14 protein-coding genes are annotated in these 17921 nt (G+C 65.2%); 5 read left to right on the plus strand and 9 right to left on the minus strand.

Annotation, left to right across the window (positions count from 1 at the left end):
* Positions 1-10 precede the first annotated feature (10 nt).
* Both IVA92_RS11000 and IVA92_RS11005 read right to left on the minus strand, forming a co-directional pair.
* Positions 11-673: a response regulator transcription factor gene (locus IVA92_RS11000; protein ID WP_247275698.1), complete on the minus strand. Its 663-nt coding sequence runs from the start codon at positions 671-673 to the stop codon at positions 11-13.
* Positions 670-2052 carry a histidine kinase gene (locus tag IVA92_RS11005; RefSeq protein ID WP_247275699.1) on the minus strand — a complete coding sequence of 461 codons (1383 nt, stop codon included), beginning with the start codon at positions 2050-2052 and terminating at the stop codon, positions 670-672. The genes IVA92_RS11000 and IVA92_RS11005 overlap by 4 nt, the downstream gene beginning before the upstream one ends.
* A gap of 195 nt (positions 2053-2247) precedes the next feature.
* Here IVA92_RS11005 and IVA92_RS11010 point away from each other — a divergent pair, with 195 nt between their 5' ends.
* Entirely contained in the window at positions 2248-3129 is an 882-nt protein-coding gene (locus tag IVA92_RS11010) for a DUF3280 domain-containing protein (RefSeq protein WP_247275700.1), read from the plus strand.
* Here the strand turns inward: IVA92_RS11010 and IVA92_RS11015 are convergent.
* From IVA92_RS11015 to IVA92_RS11025, 3 genes are read right to left on the minus strand one after another with little or no spacing between them, the layout of a single operon-like run.
* Entirely contained in the window at positions 3119-4150 is a 1032-nt protein-coding gene (locus tag IVA92_RS11015; RefSeq protein ID WP_247275701.1) for an L-idonate 5-dehydrogenase, read from the minus strand. The genes IVA92_RS11010 and IVA92_RS11015 overlap by 11 nt on opposite strands.
* A gap of 26 nt (positions 4151-4176) precedes the next feature.
* On the minus strand, positions 4177-4944 hold the full coding sequence (locus IVA92_RS11020) for an SDR family oxidoreductase (RefSeq protein ID WP_247275702.1): 768 nt from the start codon (positions 4942-4944) through the stop codon (positions 4177-4179).
* Positions 4945-4955: 11 nt separating this feature from the next.
* On the minus strand, positions 4956-6155 hold the full coding sequence (locus IVA92_RS11025; protein WP_247275703.1) for a mandelate racemase/muconate lactonizing enzyme family protein: 1200 nt from the start codon (positions 6153-6155) through the stop codon (positions 4956-4958).
* 178 nt (positions 6156-6333) lie between these two features.
* On the opposite strand from IVA92_RS11025, the gene IVA92_RS11030 reads away from it, so the two are divergent.
* Together IVA92_RS11030 and IVA92_RS11035 are read left to right on the plus strand one after the other, a co-directional pair.
* A complete protein-coding gene (locus IVA92_RS11030; RefSeq protein WP_247275704.1) occupies positions 6334-7101 on the plus strand; it encodes a GntR family transcriptional regulator in 768 nt (255 codons plus the stop codon).
* Positions 7102-7125: 24 nt separating this feature from the next.
* On the plus strand, positions 7126-8490 hold the full coding sequence (locus IVA92_RS11035; RefSeq protein ID WP_247275705.1) for an MFS transporter: 1365 nt from the start codon (positions 7126-7128) through the stop codon (positions 8488-8490).
* A 179-nt stretch (positions 8491-8669) separates the two neighbouring features.
* On the opposite strand, the gene IVA92_RS11040 is transcribed toward IVA92_RS11035, so the two are convergent.
* From IVA92_RS11040 to IVA92_RS11055, 4 genes are all read right to left on the minus strand, one after another.
* Positions 8670-9920 carry an arsenic transporter gene (locus IVA92_RS11040; protein WP_247275706.1) on the minus strand — a complete coding sequence of 417 codons (1251 nt, stop codon included), beginning with the start codon at positions 9918-9920 and terminating at the stop codon, positions 8670-8672.
* Between the two features lie 10 nt (positions 9921-9930).
* Positions 9931-11229: an MFS transporter gene (locus IVA92_RS11045; protein ID WP_247275707.1), complete on the minus strand. Its 1299-nt coding sequence runs from the start codon at positions 11227-11229 to the stop codon at positions 9931-9933.
* Between the two features lie 83 nt (positions 11230-11312).
* Positions 11313-11753 carry an EamA family transporter gene (locus tag IVA92_RS11050; RefSeq protein ID WP_247275708.1) on the minus strand — a complete coding sequence of 147 codons (441 nt, stop codon included), beginning with the start codon at positions 11751-11753 and terminating at the stop codon, positions 11313-11315.
* Between the two features lie 188 nt (positions 11754-11941).
* A complete protein-coding gene (locus tag IVA92_RS11055; protein ID WP_247275709.1) occupies positions 11942-14419 on the minus strand; it encodes a PAS domain S-box protein in 2478 nt (825 codons plus the stop codon).
* Positions 14420-14624: 205 nt separating this feature from the next.
* Here IVA92_RS11055 and IVA92_RS11060 point away from each other — a divergent pair, with 205 nt between their 5' ends.
* Both IVA92_RS11060 and IVA92_RS11065 read left to right on the plus strand, forming a co-directional pair.
* Positions 14625-15695: a putative zinc-binding peptidase gene (locus IVA92_RS11060; protein WP_247275710.1), complete on the plus strand. Its 1071-nt coding sequence runs from the start codon at positions 14625-14627 to the stop codon at positions 15693-15695.
* 190 nt (positions 15696-15885) lie between these two features.
* Positions 15886-17901 carry an acetyl/propionyl/methylcrotonyl-CoA carboxylase subunit alpha gene (locus IVA92_RS11065; protein WP_247275711.1) on the plus strand — a complete coding sequence of 672 codons (2016 nt, stop codon included), beginning with the start codon at positions 15886-15888 and terminating at the stop codon, positions 17899-17901.
* Positions 17902-17921: the final 20 nt, after the last annotated feature.

A 17921-nucleotide genomic window follows, 5' to 3' on the forward strand; every position in this document is an offset into this window, starting at 1 on the left:
GCGGCGCAGCTCAGGCCTCGCCGAGATCGACCTCGGTCAAGATTCCCTGGCGCAGCGCCAGCCGCACCAGCTCGATGTCGGAGCCGACGCCGAGCTTGTCCTTGATCAGCGAGTGCAGGTTCGCCACTGTCTTCGGGCTGACATGCAGCGTCGCGGCGATCTGCTCAGTCGTGTTCTCGGCGAGCAGCAGGCGGAGCACCTCGAATTCGCGCGGCGTGAGCACGTCGGCGGCCGAGCTCTCGCCGCCGATGCGGCTGAGAGCAAGCTCATGGTCGATGTCGGGGCTGATGGCGATCTTGCCGGCGAGCACGTCCTTCACCGCGCGCACCAAGGTCTCGGGTGGACTGGTCTTGGTGACGTAACCCCTGGCACCGGCGCGGATCGCCTGCACGGCAAAGCCGGCATTCTCGTGCATGGTGAAGACCAGGATCCTTGCCGCCTTGTCCCATTGCCGGATCCGCCTGACGGCCTCGATGCCGCCGATGCCGGGCATGCTGAGGTCCATGATGACGAGGTCGGGTGCCTCGGATTTGTACAGCCGGTAGGCTTCCGCGCCGTCGGCCGCCTCGGCGACGACGCGCAAACCCGGCTGTTTCTGGAGCACGGAGCGATACCCCTCGCGGACGACGGAATGGTCGTCGACCAGCAAGATGGTCGCTTCAGTCGTGCTCATGCGGCGTGCTCCAGTGCCTGCCGATCGGTGGCCGCGAGCGGAATGAACACGCGCAGCGCGGAGCCATTAGGGCCGGTCTCGAAGCTCAGCCGGCCGCGAAGCGCGGCGACGCGCTCGCGCATGCCGAGCAGGCCCATGCCGGATTTGACGGCCGCCTCGTTCGGCCGGCCGTCGTCCTCGATCGCGAGCGCGATCTCATTTTCGGCCATCGTCAGATGAAGGCTGACCTTCGTGGCCCCGGCGTGCTTGGCCGCGTTGGTGAGCGCTTCCTGCACGATCCGGTAGAGATTGGCGCTGACGGAGGCGGGCACGTTCTCGAAGGCGCCGTCGAACCGGATATCGACGCGGGTCTGGCCGCGGCTGCGGCCGTTCCACCCCGCCACCAGGCCTTCGAGGCTCGCGACAAGGCCGAGCTCGTCGACGTCGGGGGGCCGCAACCGGAACAGCGCGCCGCGCAGCGTCTCCATCATGCCGGTCGCGGTCCGGGCAATGCTGTCGCACTCTCCCAGCAGCCCCGGGCAGTCCTGCGCCGCCGTCTGGCGGGCGGACGCGGCAAGCGCGCGGATTGCGGCGAGCGACTGGCCGAACTCATCATGCAGCTCGCGCGCGAGATGGCGGCGCTCCTCGTCCTGTAGCGCGATCAGTTTCCGCGTCAGCTCGTTGCGTTCCGCAAGCGCGATGTCGAGGCTTTCGGCGAGGTGGTTGAAGACGTCGCGGATGGCAGAGAGCTCGGCGAGATCGAACGGCGGCAACCGGGTCGTGAGGTCGCCACCCGCGATTCGCTCAAGGCCGCTGCCGATCATGCGGGTGGGGCGCAGGGCGCGAGCGAGTGCGGCATAGACCAGCGCGCAGAGCAGCGGCAACGCGATCGCTAGCGCGATCATCAGGCGGCCAGCCTCATGCCAGGCCTCGGCCGTCTGCACGGTGGGGTCGACCGAGACCACGGTCTCGCCGAGCGTCGTTCCGCGCACGATCACCGGGCGTGCCGCCTCGCGGCCGGGGTCGAACAGGCTGCGATAGAAGGCGGCGAAGGCTTGCGGCGGCGGGCTCGCCGGGGCAGGCGCGCCACTACAGAAGCGCTGAAGCATCTCGCCGCTAGCGCTCCGGAATCCAAGACACAGACCGGCGGTCATCACATGGGCCGAAACCGGATCAAGGTTCGGGAAGTCGGAGCGGGGGCTAGCTACCCACTGGACCTTGCCCTGTTGCAGCTCCAGTGTCTTCGCCACGATGGCGGCGATACCGTCGATGCGCGCATGCGCTGCGCGTTCGGCCGTAACAAGGAAATAGGCGGAGATCGCGGCGAAGCAGGCGGCCGATATTGCGGCCACGCGGAGCGTCAGACGGACCTTGAGATCGAACCTCGGGCGATTCCACATCGGCGGGCACCTGGTGCGAACGGGTTTTGTCGCTCGTCCATTAAACGGCAGAACGCAACCCGCGGGAAGCGTTCGCGTCCTTCCGCAGTGCAATGTCGTGAAATTTTCCCGGCGCTCGTCGGGACAATTACGGCTGCGTGGCCTCAGGCGACCCGTCCAGATTTGCAGGGCCGCTCCATCCCACGAGGCTCCTTCATGCACTGCTTCCGGCTGATTCTCTCTGCTTTTTTCCTCTTCGGCCTCTCTTCGTCGCGAGCCGATGCCGAGGCTGCGATTGGCGTTGCCATGGACGACTTCAGCTATACCGATACGTCGGGCGAGCCGGCCAACCAGACCGCCGCCCACGAGCGGCGGCTATCGGCGTTCATGGCCGCGCTGAGGCGGGATATCGGCACGGACCGGCGCTATCGGCTGCTGCGGTCTGCCGAGGACGGTGCGGCGTTCAAGGTCGTCGGCGGCATCCAGAAGACCAGCACGCTGGTGCAATGGGCCAAGGTCGCCGTGATCGACGTCGGCGCCAAAAGGCTCGTGATGGACAAGCTCTACACCTTCCGCGGCGACAATGATGAATCGTGGGAGCGCGCCGAGATCTTCGTGTCCCGCGAGGTCATGGCTGCGCTCGCCACGCCAGCTCCGGTCGCGCTTGCCGTGTTCGACTTCGAGCTCGAGGACATGACGGCCGCTTCCGCGATCGTCTCGGCTTCGGACGCCTCGTATCTGGCCGAGGTCAGCGCCGCCGTGCGCGAGGCGCTCGGCCATTCCGGCCGTTATCGGATCGTCGATGTCGGCGGAGGGACGGCGAGGACGGGCGCCTTGCGGGATTGCGGCGGCTGCGAGGCCGCGATTGCGCAGAAGCTCGGCGCGGACCTGTCGCTGATCGGGGTGGTGCGGCGTGTCAGCCGCACCGAATACACGCTCGGCTTCCAGGTGCGCGATGCCAAGACCGGCGCCGTGGTGGCGCGCGGCGACAGCGGCCTGCGCCTCGGCGCGGACTATTCCTGGAAGCGCGGCGCCGTGCGGCTGGTCAGCGACCGGCTGATCGAGAGTCAGCAGGCCACCGACGCTCCTAGAAAGTAAGCTGCACCTTCATCGATTGTGAGCGGTCGCTGGCGAGTTCGAAGGCGGCGACCGCGCTCTCGAACGGCATGGTGGCCGTGATCAGCGGCTTGACGTCGATCAGGCCTTCGCCCATCAGCCGCACCGCGAGCTCGAACTCGGAATCGAAGCGGAAGGTGCCGCGGAGCTGCAATTCCTTGGCGACGATGGAGTTGATCGGCAGCGTCATCTCGCCACCGAGGCCGAGCTGAACGAGCGTGGCACCGGGCCGCAATACGTCCAGCGCGGTACGGAGTGCGGCCTGGTTGCCCGAGGCTTCGAACAGCGTATCGAACACGCCCTTGCCGGCACGCCAGGAATCGAGCGCAGTGGCATTGGTCGCGACATTGATCGCGTGCGTGGCGCCGAGCTTCTTCGCGACCGCGAGCGGGGCGTCCGCGACATCGGTCACCACGATCTCGGCGGCGCCGCCGAAGCGCGAAACCAAGATCATCAGCGCGCCGATCGGGCCGCAGCCGGTGATCAGCACGCGTTTGCCGAGGAGAGAACCGGCCTGATTGCCGGCATGCAGACACACGGCGAGCGGTTCGGCGACCGCAGCTTCGGCGAGCGACAGTCTGTCGGCGATCGGTACGGCCCGCGTGGCGCCGACCGTAATGAATTCGCGAAAGCCGCCTTGCACATGGGGGACGCGCATCGCGCTGCCGAGGAAGCGCATGTCGAGGCACTGGTTGTGCATGCCTTCCCGGCAATGCAGGCACTGGCCGCACGGATTGCTCGGATTGACTGCAACGCGCGTGCCCGGCCTCACCTGCGTGACGCCGTCACCGACGGAAGCGACCACGCCGGCGATCTCATGCCCCAGCGCCATCGGCTGCTGGATGCGGACCACGCCGAAGCCGCCGTGATGGTAGTAGTGCAGATCGGAGCCGCAGATGCCGCCATTGGCAATCTTGACGCGGACTTCGCCCGGTCCGGGCTCCACATCCGGATAGAGGTCGATCCGCAAGTCTTTCGGGGCGTGAATGACGACGGCGCGCATGGTTTGTTCCTTCAGCGGTTCGCGGGTCACATCGCGGCAATCATGCCGCCGTCGACATAGATGATCTGGCCGTTGACGTAGGTGGAGGCGTCGGAGGCCAGGAAGATCGCCGCGCCGACCAGCTCATCCGGCTTGCCCCAACGTTTCGACGGGATGCGGCTCATCAGCCAGGTGTTGAAATCGGTGTTGTTGACCAGCGCCTCGTTCATGTCGGTCAGCATGTAGCCGGGGCCGATTGCATTGGCCTGGATACCGTGCTGGGCCCATTCCACCGCCATCGAGCGGGTGAGATTTTTGATGCCGCCCTTGGCCGCGGTGTAGGGCGCGATGGTCGGGCGCGCGAGCTCGCTGCCGAGCGAGCCGATGTTGATGATCTTGCCGCGCTTGCGTGGGATCATGCGCTTGGCCGCCTCGCGGCCGATCACGAAGGCGCTGGTGAGATTGGTCTCGATCACCTTGCGCCATTCGTCGGTAGTGAACTCGACCAGCGGCTTGCGGTGCTGGATACCGGCATTGTTGATGACGACGTCGACGGCGAGGCCTTGTCTGTCGAAGTCGTTGAAGGCAGCGACGATCGCGGGCTCGTCGGTGACGTTGAACGCGGCGCCTTCGGCCTGATGTCCGGCGCTGCGAAACTCGGCGACGGCCTGCTCGACGCGCTTGGGATCGACGCCGTTGATGATCAGCTTGGCGCCGGCCCTGGCCATGCCTTCGGCAATGGCGCGGCCGAGGCCGCGAGAGGAGCCGGTCACGAGCGCGGTACGGCCGGAAAGGTCGAAGAGGGCGGTGCTCATCTCAAGAATCCTTAGACGTTAGAGCGGCGCACGATCAGATCGGAGCGGTCGAAGACGGCCGGCAGGAGGTCGACGCCGAGGCCGGGGCCCTCCATCGGATAGACAAAACCATCCTTGATCATGGGCATGGTGGTGACGAGCTCATTGTACCAGCCCTTGTAGAAGGCGCGCACCGATTCCTGGATCAGCGTGTTGGGCTGGCTGAACGACATGTGGATGGCGGCTATGAAGCCGATCGGGCCAATGCAGTCATGCGGTGCGAAAGGCCGATGATAGGTTTCGGCCATCGCTGCGATCTTGCGCCCCTCGGTAAGGCCGCCGGTCCAGCACAGATCGGCCATCACCACGTGCATGGCGTCGCGGTCGAGCATGTCCTTGTAGGGGAAGCGCGAGCCCAGCGTCTCGCTGGCGCAGACCCAGACGTCGGTCGAGCGCGCATATTCGGCCAGGGCCTGCGGCGAGTTCATCCGGATCGGGTCCTCGTACCACGTCGGCTTGTAGGGCTCGAGCGCGCGCGCGATCTGCTTGGCAGTCGGCAGATTCCATAGCGAATGGAGCTCGACCATGATCTCCATCTTGTCGCCGACAGCTTTGCGGATCTTCTCGAACGGCTCGATCGCCTGCTTCATCTGAGCGGCGGTGATGTAGAGACCTTTGTTTTCCTGGGCGGCGGGATCGAACGGCCAGATCTTCATCGCGGAGATGCCGCTTTCCAGGAGATTTTCGGCGAGCGCGTCGGCGCGATGCATGAAGCCGTCGAGATCTTCGTAAGGTCCCTTGGAGGCGCCGAGATTCCAGTTCGCGACCGGGCTGATATTGGTCGAGCGGACATATTGGGTGCCGGCGCAGGTGTTGTAGATGCGCTGCTTGTCGCGGCAGAGGCCGCCGAGCATCTGGTGCACCGGCTGGCCGCAGACCTTGCCGAACAGGTCCCACAGCGCGATGTCGATCGCCGACGCCGCGCGGTATTCGACGCCGGTCGATGACTGCGCCATCGGCAGGTTCAGCATGTCGCGGTGGATGGCTTCGATGTGCAGGGGGTTGCGGCCGAGCAGCCGGCCGGCAAAGGTGTCGTGAATCTGCGCCTCGACCGCGCCCGCGCCGTAAAAGGTCTCACCGAGCCCGATCATGCCCGCATCGGTGTGGACGCGCACCCAGATGACGTTGGAGAATTCTTCAGTGCGCAGGGTCTCGATCGACGTGATCTTCACGGCAATAATCCTCCCGTCGGGCCCATAGCGCCCGCCTTGTTTGTCATTTCTGCGCCACCATTTGCCGGCGGGCCGATGGGCAGTCCTACGCCTGCTTGTAATATTTCACAATATGTTTTAGGGATGTCACAAGCAAGGCGCCAGCTCGCAACGAGAGCGCAGGTTGACGGAGGACGACATGGCACGGCGCAAGCGCGCGCTCGAGGTGGTGAGAAACGACGATAGCGGCGAGGGCAGGCCCTCCCGGCGCAACCGCCTCAACTTCTTCGAGCTGGCCTATCAGAGGATCGAGGAGCTCCTCGTCCACTGCGAGCTCAAGCCGGGCCAGTTCATGACCATGCTGGAATTACAGCAGATCACCGGCTTCGGCCGCACGCCGGTGCACCACGCCGTCAATCGTCTCTCAGCCGACACGCTCATCATCATTCGTCCACGGCACGGCCTGCACATCGCCCCGATCGATCTGGCGCGTGAGCGCATGCTGCTGGGCTTACGCCGCGACATGGAGCGCTTCGTGATCCGTCTCGCGGCCGATCGCGCCAGCCTGTCGCATCGCAATCAGGCGCTGCACATCGAGCGCCTGCTGCGCGAGCGCCGCGCCAGCCTGACCCTCGACGAATTCAACAGCATCGACCGTCGGATCGACGCGCTGGTGCTGGAGGCCGCGGGCGAGCCGTTCCTGGTGCACACGCTGCGGCCGCTGCACACGCTGTACCGGCGCATCGGCTACATCCACCACCGCTTCATGCCGGGACAGACCGAGCTGTCGGGCACGATCGATTGCCATCTCGCCGTTCTCGCTGCGGTCGCCAATCGCCGCGTCGAGGATGCGGTGAAAGCGAGCGATGCCCTGATCGATTACATGGATGCGATATTCACCGGCATGGAGGCGGGGATCGATCCGCGCCTGCTCGATTGCAGCATCGAGCCGCTGCTCGGCGCGTGAGAAAGTTTGAAGGAAGGAACACACATGTCGACGATGGCGATGCCACAACCGAGCGCGAGCGAGGCCGCGGTCCGCTACCTCATCACGAACTACAGTCCCAAAGGCAACAAGGTCGGCTGGCTGATGATGGCCTCGATCCTGGTCGAGGCCTGGGATCTGTATTCGATCGCCTTCGTGCTGATCTTCATCAAGGAGCAGTACAATCCCGATCCGCTGATGCTGGGCCTCGCCGCAGCCGGCACCCAAGGCGGCGCCCTGATCGGCGCGCTGCTCGGCGGCTGGCTATCCGACAAGATCGGCCGCCGCGTCATGTTCCTGGTGACGATGGTGATGTTCATCGTGCTGGCATTGGCGCAGGCGTTCGTGCCCAACGTTGCCTGGCTCGTCGTGATCCGCTTCCTGCTCGGCATCCCGCTCGGCTCGGACATTTCGACCGGCTACACCTACATCATGGAATCCATGGCCAAGGGTGAGCGCGAGGTGATGGGCAACAGGTGGCAGTTCATGTTCGCGGTCGGCGAGGTCCTGACCATCGGCGTCATCGTGATCTTCCTGCTGATCGACATGAACCACGAGATGCTGTGGCGCGTCACGCTCGGCCTCGGCGCGGTGCCGGCGCTGATCATCCTGATCATGCGCCACGACGTACCGGAGACGGCGGTGTGGCTGGTGCAGAAGGGGCGCTACCGCGAGGCCAAGCAGGTCGCGCGCGAGATGTTCAACGACAATCTCGACATGCTGCCGGACCGGGACGTCGAGGTGCCGAAGGTCTCGACCCGCGCGTTCCTCGCCGATCTCAAGAAGGATCCGATCCGCTGGCGTGCCACCCTATATGGCTGGATCGCCTGTTTCGCGCAGGCGAGCGAGTTCTCGACCTTCGCGTTCTACCTGCCGGTGCTATTCGTCATGGTCGGCGTGTCGAGCGTGCTCGGCAATAATCTGGTGACGATGGGGCTATTCAGCTTCGCCGCTCTGTCGGGGTGGGTCGGGCCGCTGCTGACGCCGAAGATCGGCCATCGCGGCATTGCGATCGCAGGCTTCTCCATCGTGCTGGTGTCACTGCTAGTCGCTGCGTTTGCGCTCTTCACGGACAACAAGATGCTGCTGCCGTTCGCCGCGGCCGGCATGCTCTGGGGCCACTATTGGGACGCGTCGAACTGCATGACCATCCCGACCATGGTCGCCCGGCCGCGATACCGCGGCACCGCCAGCGGCTTCGCCTATATGTTCGTGAAGCTGCCGTCGTTCCTGGCGATCTTCCTGTTCCCATCGCTGTTCGCGGCGATCGGGCAAGCCAATGCCACCCTGTTCGTCGCAATCTTCCCGGTGATCGGATTGCTGGCTGCGATCTTCATCCTGCCGGAGGTCTACGGCTACGAGAACGACTGACGAAGCACGACCTGGTCGCGGCGTCATCGCCGCGATCGGGCCGGACGGTCACGGGCTCAGAAGACCGGATCGATCCCACCTCACGGCCGAGCAGGCCGATCGTCTGCCGCAGCGTCGCCGGCCGCATTGATCTACCGCAAATAGCTCGCACCTGATTTCGAAAGCTGCGTCTGGCTTCCTTACCAGATTGCCGCCGCCAACGCCGCGATCAGTGCGGGCGGGGTCACCAGCAGGCCGAGCTTGAGGAATGGCCAGGCGCCGACCTCGATCTTCTCGCGCCGGAGCGCAACCAGCCAGAGGATGGTGGCGAGCGAGCCGGTCACCGACAGATTGGGGCCGAGGTCGACGCCGATCAGGATGGCGCTGACAACGGGCGCGGGCAGATGATCGCTGGCGGCGACGGAGCCGGCGACAAGGCCGACCGGAAGATTGTTGGCGATGTTGTCGGCGAGCGCGGTGGCAATGCCGACGCTCCAGGCGGCCTGCGGGACGGATTGCGCCACCGCTTGGTGCAGCAGCGCGCTGAGCTGCGCGATCACGCCGGTCTTCACCAGCGCCTCCACCATGACAAAGAGCCCGCCGACCAGCGGCAGCACGCTCCAGGAGACGCCGCGCAGCACGGGCATAGGCGATTGACGGTTGATCAACAGCACGGCGGCCGCCGTCGCGGTCCCGCAGACGAACGTCGGCAAGCCCAATTGCAGATCGAGCGCAGAGGCCCAGATCAGCACGATGCCGATGGCGCCGATGCCATAGGCGGTCAATCGGCCGCCGCGTCCGAGTTTCGGTTGAGGGACACTCGTTTCGATCGTTTCCTCCTTCAACTCGCGGTGCAGCGCAAGGCGCAATGCGACATAGGTGAAGCCGATCGAGGCGAGTGACGGCAGCGTGAACTGACGCAGCCATGCTCCAAGATGCGGCATGTGCTTGCCGAAGACCACGAGATTGGCCGGATTGGAAATCGGCAGCACGAAGCTCGCGGCATTGGCAATGAAGGCGCAGACGAACAGATAGGGCAGCGGCTTGGCGCCGGCCGCGCGAGTGGCGGCGTAAACGGCCGGCGTCAGCACGATCGCGGTGGCGTCGTTCGAGAGCAGCACCGTCACCAGCGTGCCGACGAGATAGATCAGCAGGAACAGCCGCTGCGGAGAGCCGCGTGCATGCTCGACGGCAAAGGCGGCCAGATAGTCGAACAGGCCTTCGAGCCGTGCCAGCTCGGCGATCAGCATCATGCCGATCAGAAACAGATAGACGTCGACACCCTTCTCGATGCCGGTGAGCGCATCCCGCCACGGCAGGAAGCCGAGGAGCACGAGAGCGGCGGCACCGATCGCTGCCCAGATCGCCTCGGGCAGGCGAAAAGGGCGGATGATCACGCCTGCGGTCGCAGCGACGATGATGCTCCAGGCCCAGATGGCGTCAGACGGCACGTTTCAGTCCTCAAGGTGAACCAGATCTATTCGGCAGCGATAGCCGATGCGGCGCAGCTGTCTTCCCCCGCGCGCACAGATCGCCGTCTGCGATTTGCCGCGTCTGCGGTAGCGCGAAGAAGCAGATCACGGCGCCGATCGCCGCCACAGCGCCAAGCGAGATGAACGCTGCATGGTAACCCGCGCGGACCACGACCAGGCCTGCCAGTGTCGTCGATAGTGCAGCTCCAATGCTCTGAGCGGTGATGACCGCGCCCTGCGCGACGTTGAAGCGGCCGGTGTTGCGCATGAGGTCGGCGACGATAACCGGAAAGATCGCGCCGAAAATGCCGGCACCAACACCGTCCAGAAGCTGCACACCGACCAGCCAGAACGGATTGTCCGAGAGCGTATAGAGGATGCCGCGGATCGGCAGGATCAGCAGCGCGGCGAGGAAGAAGCGCTTGTGGCCCCAGCGGTCGGCTTTGGCGCCGACCAGCATCGCGAACGGTACCATCACGACTTGCGCGGCGACGATGCAGGCCGACATCAGACTGGTGCCCATGTTCTTGTCCTGCAGCGCGAGCTTCTGGCCGACCAGAGGCAGCATGGCCGCGTTCGAGAGGTGAAACAGCACGACGCAGAGCGCGAAGACGAGCAGGGGGCGGCAGGTCAGGAGCACGCCGAGGCCCGAGGGGTGGTCGGGCAGATTGTTCGCGTGAGCGTGGTGCAGGCCGCGAGCAAGATCGTGGTCAATGGCTCGTTCGGGGATCGCGACAATGCTGGCGAGGCTCGCAATCGCCATGGCGCCGAGCAGGTAAAACACGACGGTCGGGCCGAACCAATAGGCGAGGACGCCTGCCAGACCCGCAGCGACAGCGTTGCCGGCATGGTTGAAGGTCTCGTTACGGCCGATCCGCCGGGTAAAAGCGGCATGGCCGAAGATGCCGAGCGAGACGGCGGCGATTGCAGGCGGAAAGATGACAGCGGCGGCCTGGGCAATCCCCTGCGAGATCGCGACTGGCCCGAAGTTCGGAAACAACGGCAGCGATAGCGAGGCAAGGGTCACCATAATGGCGGCTATCACCATCGCGAGCCGCTTCCTCGGCGTTGCATCGACCAGCGCACCTGCCGGCGTCTGCGCTACGATGCCGGCGATCGTTGCAATCGACATCACGAGCCCGATGCGCGCCTCGTCCCAGCGCTGCTCGGTGAGGAGATAGACGGCGAGGTAGGGCCCGAGCCCGTCGCGCACGTCGGCGAGGAAGAAATTGGCCGCATCGAGCGCGCGGCCGGCGTGCCTCGCTTGATCGGAGTTTGCGCTCGACATCGGATCTCTCGGCCGAGGCTCAAGGTGGCCCCGGCAGCAACCTTCGTGTTGCCGGCCTGGTTCCGCGGATCACGCCGGGCTCCTCAAAACTTGACCGCGAGCAGCACCGCGCCGCCGCCGATCATGGCAATGCCAAGCCAGCCCTGAGCCGTCGGGCGCTCGCCGAGAAAAGCGAAGGCGAACAGCGCGATCAAGACGACGCTGAGCTTATCGATCGGCGCGACCAGCGTTGCGGGCCCGAGCTTCAGCGCTCGGAAATAGCACAGCCAGGACGCGCCGGTCGCAAGCCCCGAGAGCACCAGGAATAACCAGGTTCTCGACGAGACCGCTGAGGGCATGGCGAACTGGCCGGTGCAGAGCAGCAGCACCGATAATGCGAGCAGGACCACGATGGTGCGGATACAAGTGGCGAGGTCCGGATTGATATTCTCGACGCCGACCTTGGCAAAGATCGCGGTCAGCGCGGCAAAGCAGGCGGAGAGGATCGCCCAGGTCTGCCAGGCGGAGAGGAGCGCGGGTTTCATCAGGGTCTTTACGTGTGGCGGCTGATCATCGTTGTGCGGGCAATTGCAGCCTAACACTCAAATGTCGTCTCGGCGAAGGCCGCGACCCACAAGCACGAAAAGGTGTTTGGCGAAGAGCGACGATGCGTGTGCCACAAGGGAAATCACGCGGTATGGATCCCGGCTTTCGCCCGGACGCCGAAAGAGGTTCACCGTGCCATCGACAGCTTCTCCGTGATCGCCTTGCGCAGGATGCGCGAGAGCGATTCCACCGAATACGGCTTCTGGATCAGCTCGAAGCCGCGATGGGCGTTCTCGGCGAGCACGTTGCTGTAGCCAGAGGTGAGCACGACCGGCAGACCCGGATACTGCTCGCGGATGACGCCGGCGAGCTCGACGCCGTTCATGCCGGGCATGATGACGTCGGAGAAGACGAGGTCCACGGCGAATTCGTTCTCGTCGAGGATGGTCAGCGCCGCATTGGCATTGGCGACGCGGCGGACGACGTAGCCGAGATCCTCCAGCAACTCGGTGGAGAAGCGGCCGACCTCGTCGTCGTCTTCGACCACGAGGACGCGATAGCCGCGCCCGGTGGCCGCCGCCTCATAGGTCAGTGCCGCTGCTTCCTTGTCCGTTACAGGGCTCTGCGCCCGCGGCAGATAGATGGTGAAGGTCGCGCCTTTGCCTTGCGCGCTCGTCACCGCGATGTCGCCCCCGGATTGTTTTGCGAAGCCGAAGGCTTGGCTGAGCCCGAGTCCCGTGCCCTTGCCAACCTCCTTGGTGGTGAAGAAGGGCTCGAATATCGAGTCGAGATGTTCCGGCGCGATGCCGCGACCCGTGTCGCTGACCGAGATGGCGATGTAGTCGCCGCCGCGCGGCGATTGTGCGCGCAGGCTCGGAATGCCCTCGACCTTGCGCACCGCGATGATGAGGCGGCCTTCGCCATCCATGGCGTCGCGGGCGTTGACGGCGAGGTTGATCAACGCGGTCTCGAACTGGGCGATGTCGGCCAGGGTGAAGCAGCGGGTATCGTCAATCTCGACCGCGATGTCGATGCGGCCCCCGACCAGCGGCCGGATCAGTTGCGCGATGCTCTCGACCTGGCTGCCGACATCGAAGATCTGCGGCTTGAGCGGCTGCCGCCGCGCGAATGCCAGCAGCTGCGCCGTCAGCTTGGAGGCGCGCTCGACCGTCTCGGAAATGGCGTCGACATAGCGGCGGCGGCGCTCCTCCGGCAGCTCGCGGCGGCGCAGGAAGTCGGTCGCCGAACGGATGATGGTGAGGAGATTGTTGAAGTCGTGCGCGACGCCGCCGGTAAGCTGACCGATCGCCTCCATCTTCTGCGACTGCCTTAGCGCTTCCTCGCCGCGCCGGCGCTCGGTGATGTCGACGGCCTCTGGCACGGCACCGGTGATGTTGCCGTGGCGATCGAGCACCGGACGCATGCCGAAGTCGAAATCGCGCTCGCCGACGGGAAGGTGCAGGCGCATCTCGAGCCGCACGGCTTCGCCCTTGAGCACCCTGTCGAAGGCCTCTCGCACGGCAGCACTCATGCCGCTCGTGCCGGTGAACCAGGGCGTCTCCCACAACGGCTTTCCGATCACGTCCGAGGAATTCGCCTTGATGCCGGCGAGCGCGGTCTTGTTGGCGTAAAGCAATTCGCCCGTGAGATTGACGAGGCCTTGATATTGGTTACTGGTCTCCAGGATCGCACGCAGACGCGCCTCGTTGGCTTCGAGCTCGGCGGTACGCTGGGCGATGCGCTCTTCCAGAGTCTCGTTGAGCTGCCGGAGCTCGATCTCGGCCTGCTTGGCCGCGGTGATGTCGTGGGCGACGCCGATGAAGCCGATATGCTTGCCAGTCGGATCCCAGCGCGGCTGCGATTCCGAGCGCAGCCAGCGCCATTCGCCCTTGGCATTCTTGTAGCGCGCTTCCAGCACGAACGGCTTTAGCGAAGCTTCGCCCTGGACGGATTGCTGAAGCACGTGCGGCAGGTCGTCCGGATGCAGCACCTTGCGCCAGTCGAAATCGATGGCCTGATCGTAGGGCAGGCCGACGAAATCGACATAGGCCTGGTTGGCGAAGGACCGCTTGCGGTCGAGCTTGGTCACCCAGATCGGCACCGGCGCGCTGTCGGCAATCAGCCGAAAGCGCTCCTCGCTCTCGCGCAGCGTCTCGCGCGCGAGCATCTGGTCGGTGATATCGATATGGGCGCCGACGAGCCGAATGGCGCGGCCGTCCCTGTCGCGCTCGATCTTGGCGACGACCCGGATCCAGCGGGTCTCGCCGTCGCTGGGACGGATGATGCGGTATTCGGCAGTGTAGTCTTGGCTCGTTCCGGCGAGAGCCTCGAAGAAATGGCTGACGGTCGCGTCGCGGTCCTCGGGATGGATGCGGTTGACCCAGTCCTCGTGCGTCTCGTCCGTGGCCTCCGGAGGCAGCCCGTGGATCATCAGATATTCGGGCGAACGGCGGTTCTTGAACCCTTCGCGGAAGTCGACCTCGACGCCGCCGACCTTGCCGATGCGCTGGATGCGTGCGAGCTCGGCCTCGCGCTCCTGAAGCGCGCGATAGGCGTTGTCGCGCTCGCGCGCGACGTCTTCGAGGTGCTGGCGCAGCCTTTCGGCAGCGAGGGTCTCGGGCAAAGGATCGGTCAAGGCGTCGGCCGTTGTCATGCAGGTGCGCACGTGCCGGACCGATATTCACACAGACGGAGCGTGATGGCCATCGCTTAGAGGGGAATATGCAGGTAAGGCGCAGGATGACGGAGGATATGAACGAACGCCTCCGCTGGCTATTTGTTCCTGACGTTGGAACGATGGGCCCTCTGCGCGCCTATCTGCGAGGCGCCACAACTCATTCACAAGCCTTCCTTTCCGAAGAGGCTAAATCTTGAAGCTCTTTGTCTGCCAAGCCTGCGGCAACGTCCTGTATTTCGAGAACCGCGCTTGCGAGCGCTGCGGCCACCGCGTCGCCTTCCTGCCGGAGAAGGAGACGATGTCGGCGATCGAGCCCGACGGCGGGGCCTGGAGGACGCTGGTCGACAAGGCCGAAAGCCGCATGCTGTGCCGTAATGCCGAATACGATTCCTGCAACTGGCTGACGGATACAGGTAACGGCACGGGTTATTGCCGCGCCTGCCGTCACAACGGCATCGTGCCGGATCTGTCGGATCCGGCGCAGCTCGCCGGCTGGCGCGAGCTGGAGGTGGCGAAGCACCGGCTGTTCTATTCCCTGATCCGCTGGAAGCTGCCGCTCCAGACCCGGCAGGACAATCCCGCGCATGGGCTGATCTTCAATTTCCTCGCCGACGATCCGCACAGCGGAGAGAAGATCATGACCGGCCATGACAACGGCCTGATCACGATCGCGCTCACCGAGGCCGACGACCTCGCGCGCGAGCGGCGCAGGCTCGAGATGGGCGAGCCCTACCGGACGCTGCTCGGGCATTTCCGCCACGAGGTCGGGCATTATTTCTGGGACGTGCTGGTGCGCGACGGGGACAAGCTAGACCAATTCCGCGCGATGTTCGGCGACGATTCGGCCGATTACGGCCAGGCCCTGCAGCGTCATTATGCCGAAGGCGCGCCGCCGAACTGGCAGCAGAACTACGTCGCGGCCTATGCGACGATGCATCCGTGGGAGGACTTTGCCGAGACCTGGGCGCACTATCTCCACATCGTCGACACGCTGGAGATGGCCGCCGAGTTCGGCATGGAGGTACGCCCCAAGGTCGACCGCGACGGGGAGCTGACGGCGCGCATCCGTTTCGACCCCTACGAGGCCCGGGATGTGGAAGCGCTGGTCAACGCATGGTTGCCCTTCACCTTCGCCATGAACAGCGTCAACCGCGCCATGGGCCTGCGCGACCTCTATCCCTTCATCCTGTCGCCAGCGGTGGTCGCCAAGCTTGGCTTTGTTCACGGCCTCGTGCGGGACGCGGCCAAGGCCGGGAAGCTGTAGGTGGTGCCAGGGCCAGCCGGCTCCGTTGCGCAAGCCCATTCCGGTCTTGCGCTGGTACGCCAGAGGGGAGGGATTTAGACCGTTGCCTCCGGCCCATTTTGATGTACCACGGGAGCCACACGGCCCGTTTCCCATAGGCCCCAGCGGCCAGGTAAGGGGTCCCCGCCCAAGGTCGAGACTCAAGAAAAGCATGTTCAAACGCATTCTGATCGCCAATCGCGGCGAAATCGCCTGCCGGGTCATCAAGACTGCCCGCCGGATGGGAATTCAGACCGTTGCGGTCTATTCCGAGGCCGACCGCGATGCCCTCCATGTCGAGATGGCCGACGAGGCCGTGCTGATCGGCCCACCCGCTGCGGCCGAGAGCTATTTGGTGATCGAAAAGGTCGTGGACGCCTGCCGCAAGACCGGCTCGGAAGCGGTGCATCCCGGCTACGGCTTCCTGTCCGAGCGCGAGGCGTTTCCGCGTGCGCTGGCGGCGGCCGGCATCGTCTTCATCGGCCCGAACCCCGGCGCGATCGCGGCGATGGGTGACAAGATCGAATCCAAGAAGGCGGCTGCCAAGGCCAAGGTCTCGACCGTGCCGGGCCATCTCGGCGTCATCGAGGACGACAAGCACGCGGTCCGCATTGCCGACGAGATCGGCTATCCCGTCATGATCAAGGCCTCCGCTGGCGGCGGCGGCAAGGGCATGCGCATCGCGCACTCCAAGGCCGAGGTCGCCGAGGGCTTCAATCTCGCCAAGGCCGAGGCCAAGGCCTCATTCGGCGACGACCGCGTCTTCGTCGAAAAATTCATCGTTGATCCCCGCCATATCGAGATCCAGGTGCTGGGCGACAAGCACGGCAACGTGATCTATCTCGGCGAGCGTGAATGCTCGATCCAGCGCCGCAACCAGAAGGTCATCGAGGAGGCACCGTCGCCGCTGCTGGACGAGGAAACCCGCCGCAAGATGGGCGAGCAGGCGGTCGCGCTGGCGAAAGCCGTGAACTACGATTCCGCCGGCACCGTCGAGTTCGTCGCAGGGCAGGACAAGAGCTTCTACTTCCTGGAGATGAACACGCGCCTCCAGGTCGAGCATCCCGTCACCGAACTCGTGACCGGAATCGATCTCGTCGAGCAGATGGTCCGCGTTGCCGCCGGCGAGAAGCTCGCCATTGCGCAGAAGGACGTCACGCTGACCGGCTGGGCGGTTGAATCGCGCCTCTATGCCGAAGATCCGTTCCGCAACTTCCTGCCTTCGATCGGGCGCCTGGTGAAATATCGCCCGCCGGCGGAAGCCAGCCAGGATGGTATCACCGTGCGTAACGACACCGGCGTCCAGGAGGGCGGCGAGATCTCGATCCATTACGATCCGATGATCGCCAAGCTGGTGACCCATGCCCCCTCGCGCGCGGCCGCGATCGAGGCGCAGGCGACAGCGCTGGATTCCTTCTATGTCGACGGTATCAGGCACAACATTCCGTTCCTGTCCGCGCTGATGCACCATCCGCGCTGGCGCGAGGGACGGCTCTCCACCGGCTTCATCGCCGAGGAGTTTCCCAAGGGCTTTGCGGTGCGCGTGCCCGAAGGCGAGGTCGCGCGGCGGATCGCTGCGGTCGGCGCCGCCATCGATCATGTGCTCGGCGAGCGCAAGCGGCAGATCTCGGGCCAGATGGGCGGCCGCATCGTGCAGCGCGAGCGCCGCCGCGCAGTCTGGCTCGATCGCCAGGAGATCCTGCTGGAGGTTGCGCGCGAGGGCGAAGCAATCACGGTGCGTTTCGTCGATGCGGACGGCAAGGCCGGCAATGCGCATCTGCTGCAATCGCCGTGGAAGCCCGGCGATCCGGTCTGGCAGGGCACCATCGATGGACAGTTCGTCGCGCTGCAGGCCCGCCCGATTGCCAACGGCATTCGTCTCGCGCATCAGGGCGTGGAGGTGCCCGTCTATGTCTGGACCGAGGCGGAAGCGGCCTCGGCCCGGCTGATGCCAGTGACAACGGCTTCCGACACCGGCAAGAAGCTGCTCTGTCCGATGCCGGGCCTCGTGGTCTCGATCGCCGTGAACGAGGGGCAGGAGGTCAAGGCCGGCGAGACGCTCGCCGTCGTCGAAGCCATGAAGATGCAGAACGTGCTGCGCGCCGAGCAGGACGGCACTGTGAAGAAGATCCACGCCAGCGCCGGCGCGACCCTCGCGGTGGACGCGCTGATTTTGGAGTTTGCGTGAAGCGCGCCGGAGCGCAACGC

The organism is Bradyrhizobium sp. 154 (genome assembly GCF_023073875.1).
GTDB lineage: Bacteria > Pseudomonadota > Alphaproteobacteria > Rhizobiales > Xanthobacteraceae > Bradyrhizobium.

What these genes read in the sequence shown, in the direction of transcription:
- IVA92_RS11050 (WP_247275708.1), bottom strand. Translation starts at nt 11,753, where the DNA reads ATGAAACCCGCGCTCCTCTCCGCCTGGCAGACCTGGGCGATCCTCTCC.
- IVA92_RS11065 (WP_247275711.1), top strand. Translation starts at nt 15,886, where the DNA reads ATGTTCAAACGCATTCTGATCGCCAATCGCGGCGAAATCGCCTGCCGG.
- IVA92_RS11030 (WP_247275704.1), top strand. Translation starts at nt 6,334, where the DNA reads ATGGCACGGCGCAAGCGCGCGCTCGAGGTGGTGAGAAACGACGATAGC.
- IVA92_RS11015 (WP_247275701.1), bottom strand. Translation starts at nt 4,150, where the DNA reads ATGCGCGCCGTCGTCATTCACGCCCCGAAAGACTTGCGGATCGACCTC.
- IVA92_RS11045 (WP_247275707.1), bottom strand. Translation starts at nt 11,229, where the DNA reads ATGTCGAGCGCAAACTCCGATCAAGCGAGGCACGCCGGCCGCGCGCTC.
- IVA92_RS11035 (WP_247275705.1), top strand. Translation starts at nt 7,126, where the DNA reads ATGTCGACGATGGCGATGCCACAACCGAGCGCGAGCGAGGCCGCGGTC.
- IVA92_RS11020 (WP_247275702.1), bottom strand. Translation starts at nt 4,944, where the DNA reads ATGAGCACCGCCCTCTTCGACCTTTCCGGCCGTACCGCGCTCGTGACC.
- IVA92_RS11005 (WP_247275699.1), bottom strand. Translation starts at nt 2,052, where the DNA reads ATGTGGAATCGCCCGAGGTTCGATCTCAAGGTCCGTCTGACGCTCCGC.
- IVA92_RS11000 (WP_247275698.1), bottom strand. Translation starts at nt 673, where the DNA reads ATGAGCACGACTGAAGCGACCATCTTGCTGGTCGACGACCATTCCGTC.
- IVA92_RS11010 (WP_247275700.1), top strand. Translation starts at nt 2,248, where the DNA reads ATGCACTGCTTCCGGCTGATTCTCTCTGCTTTTTTCCTCTTCGGCCTC.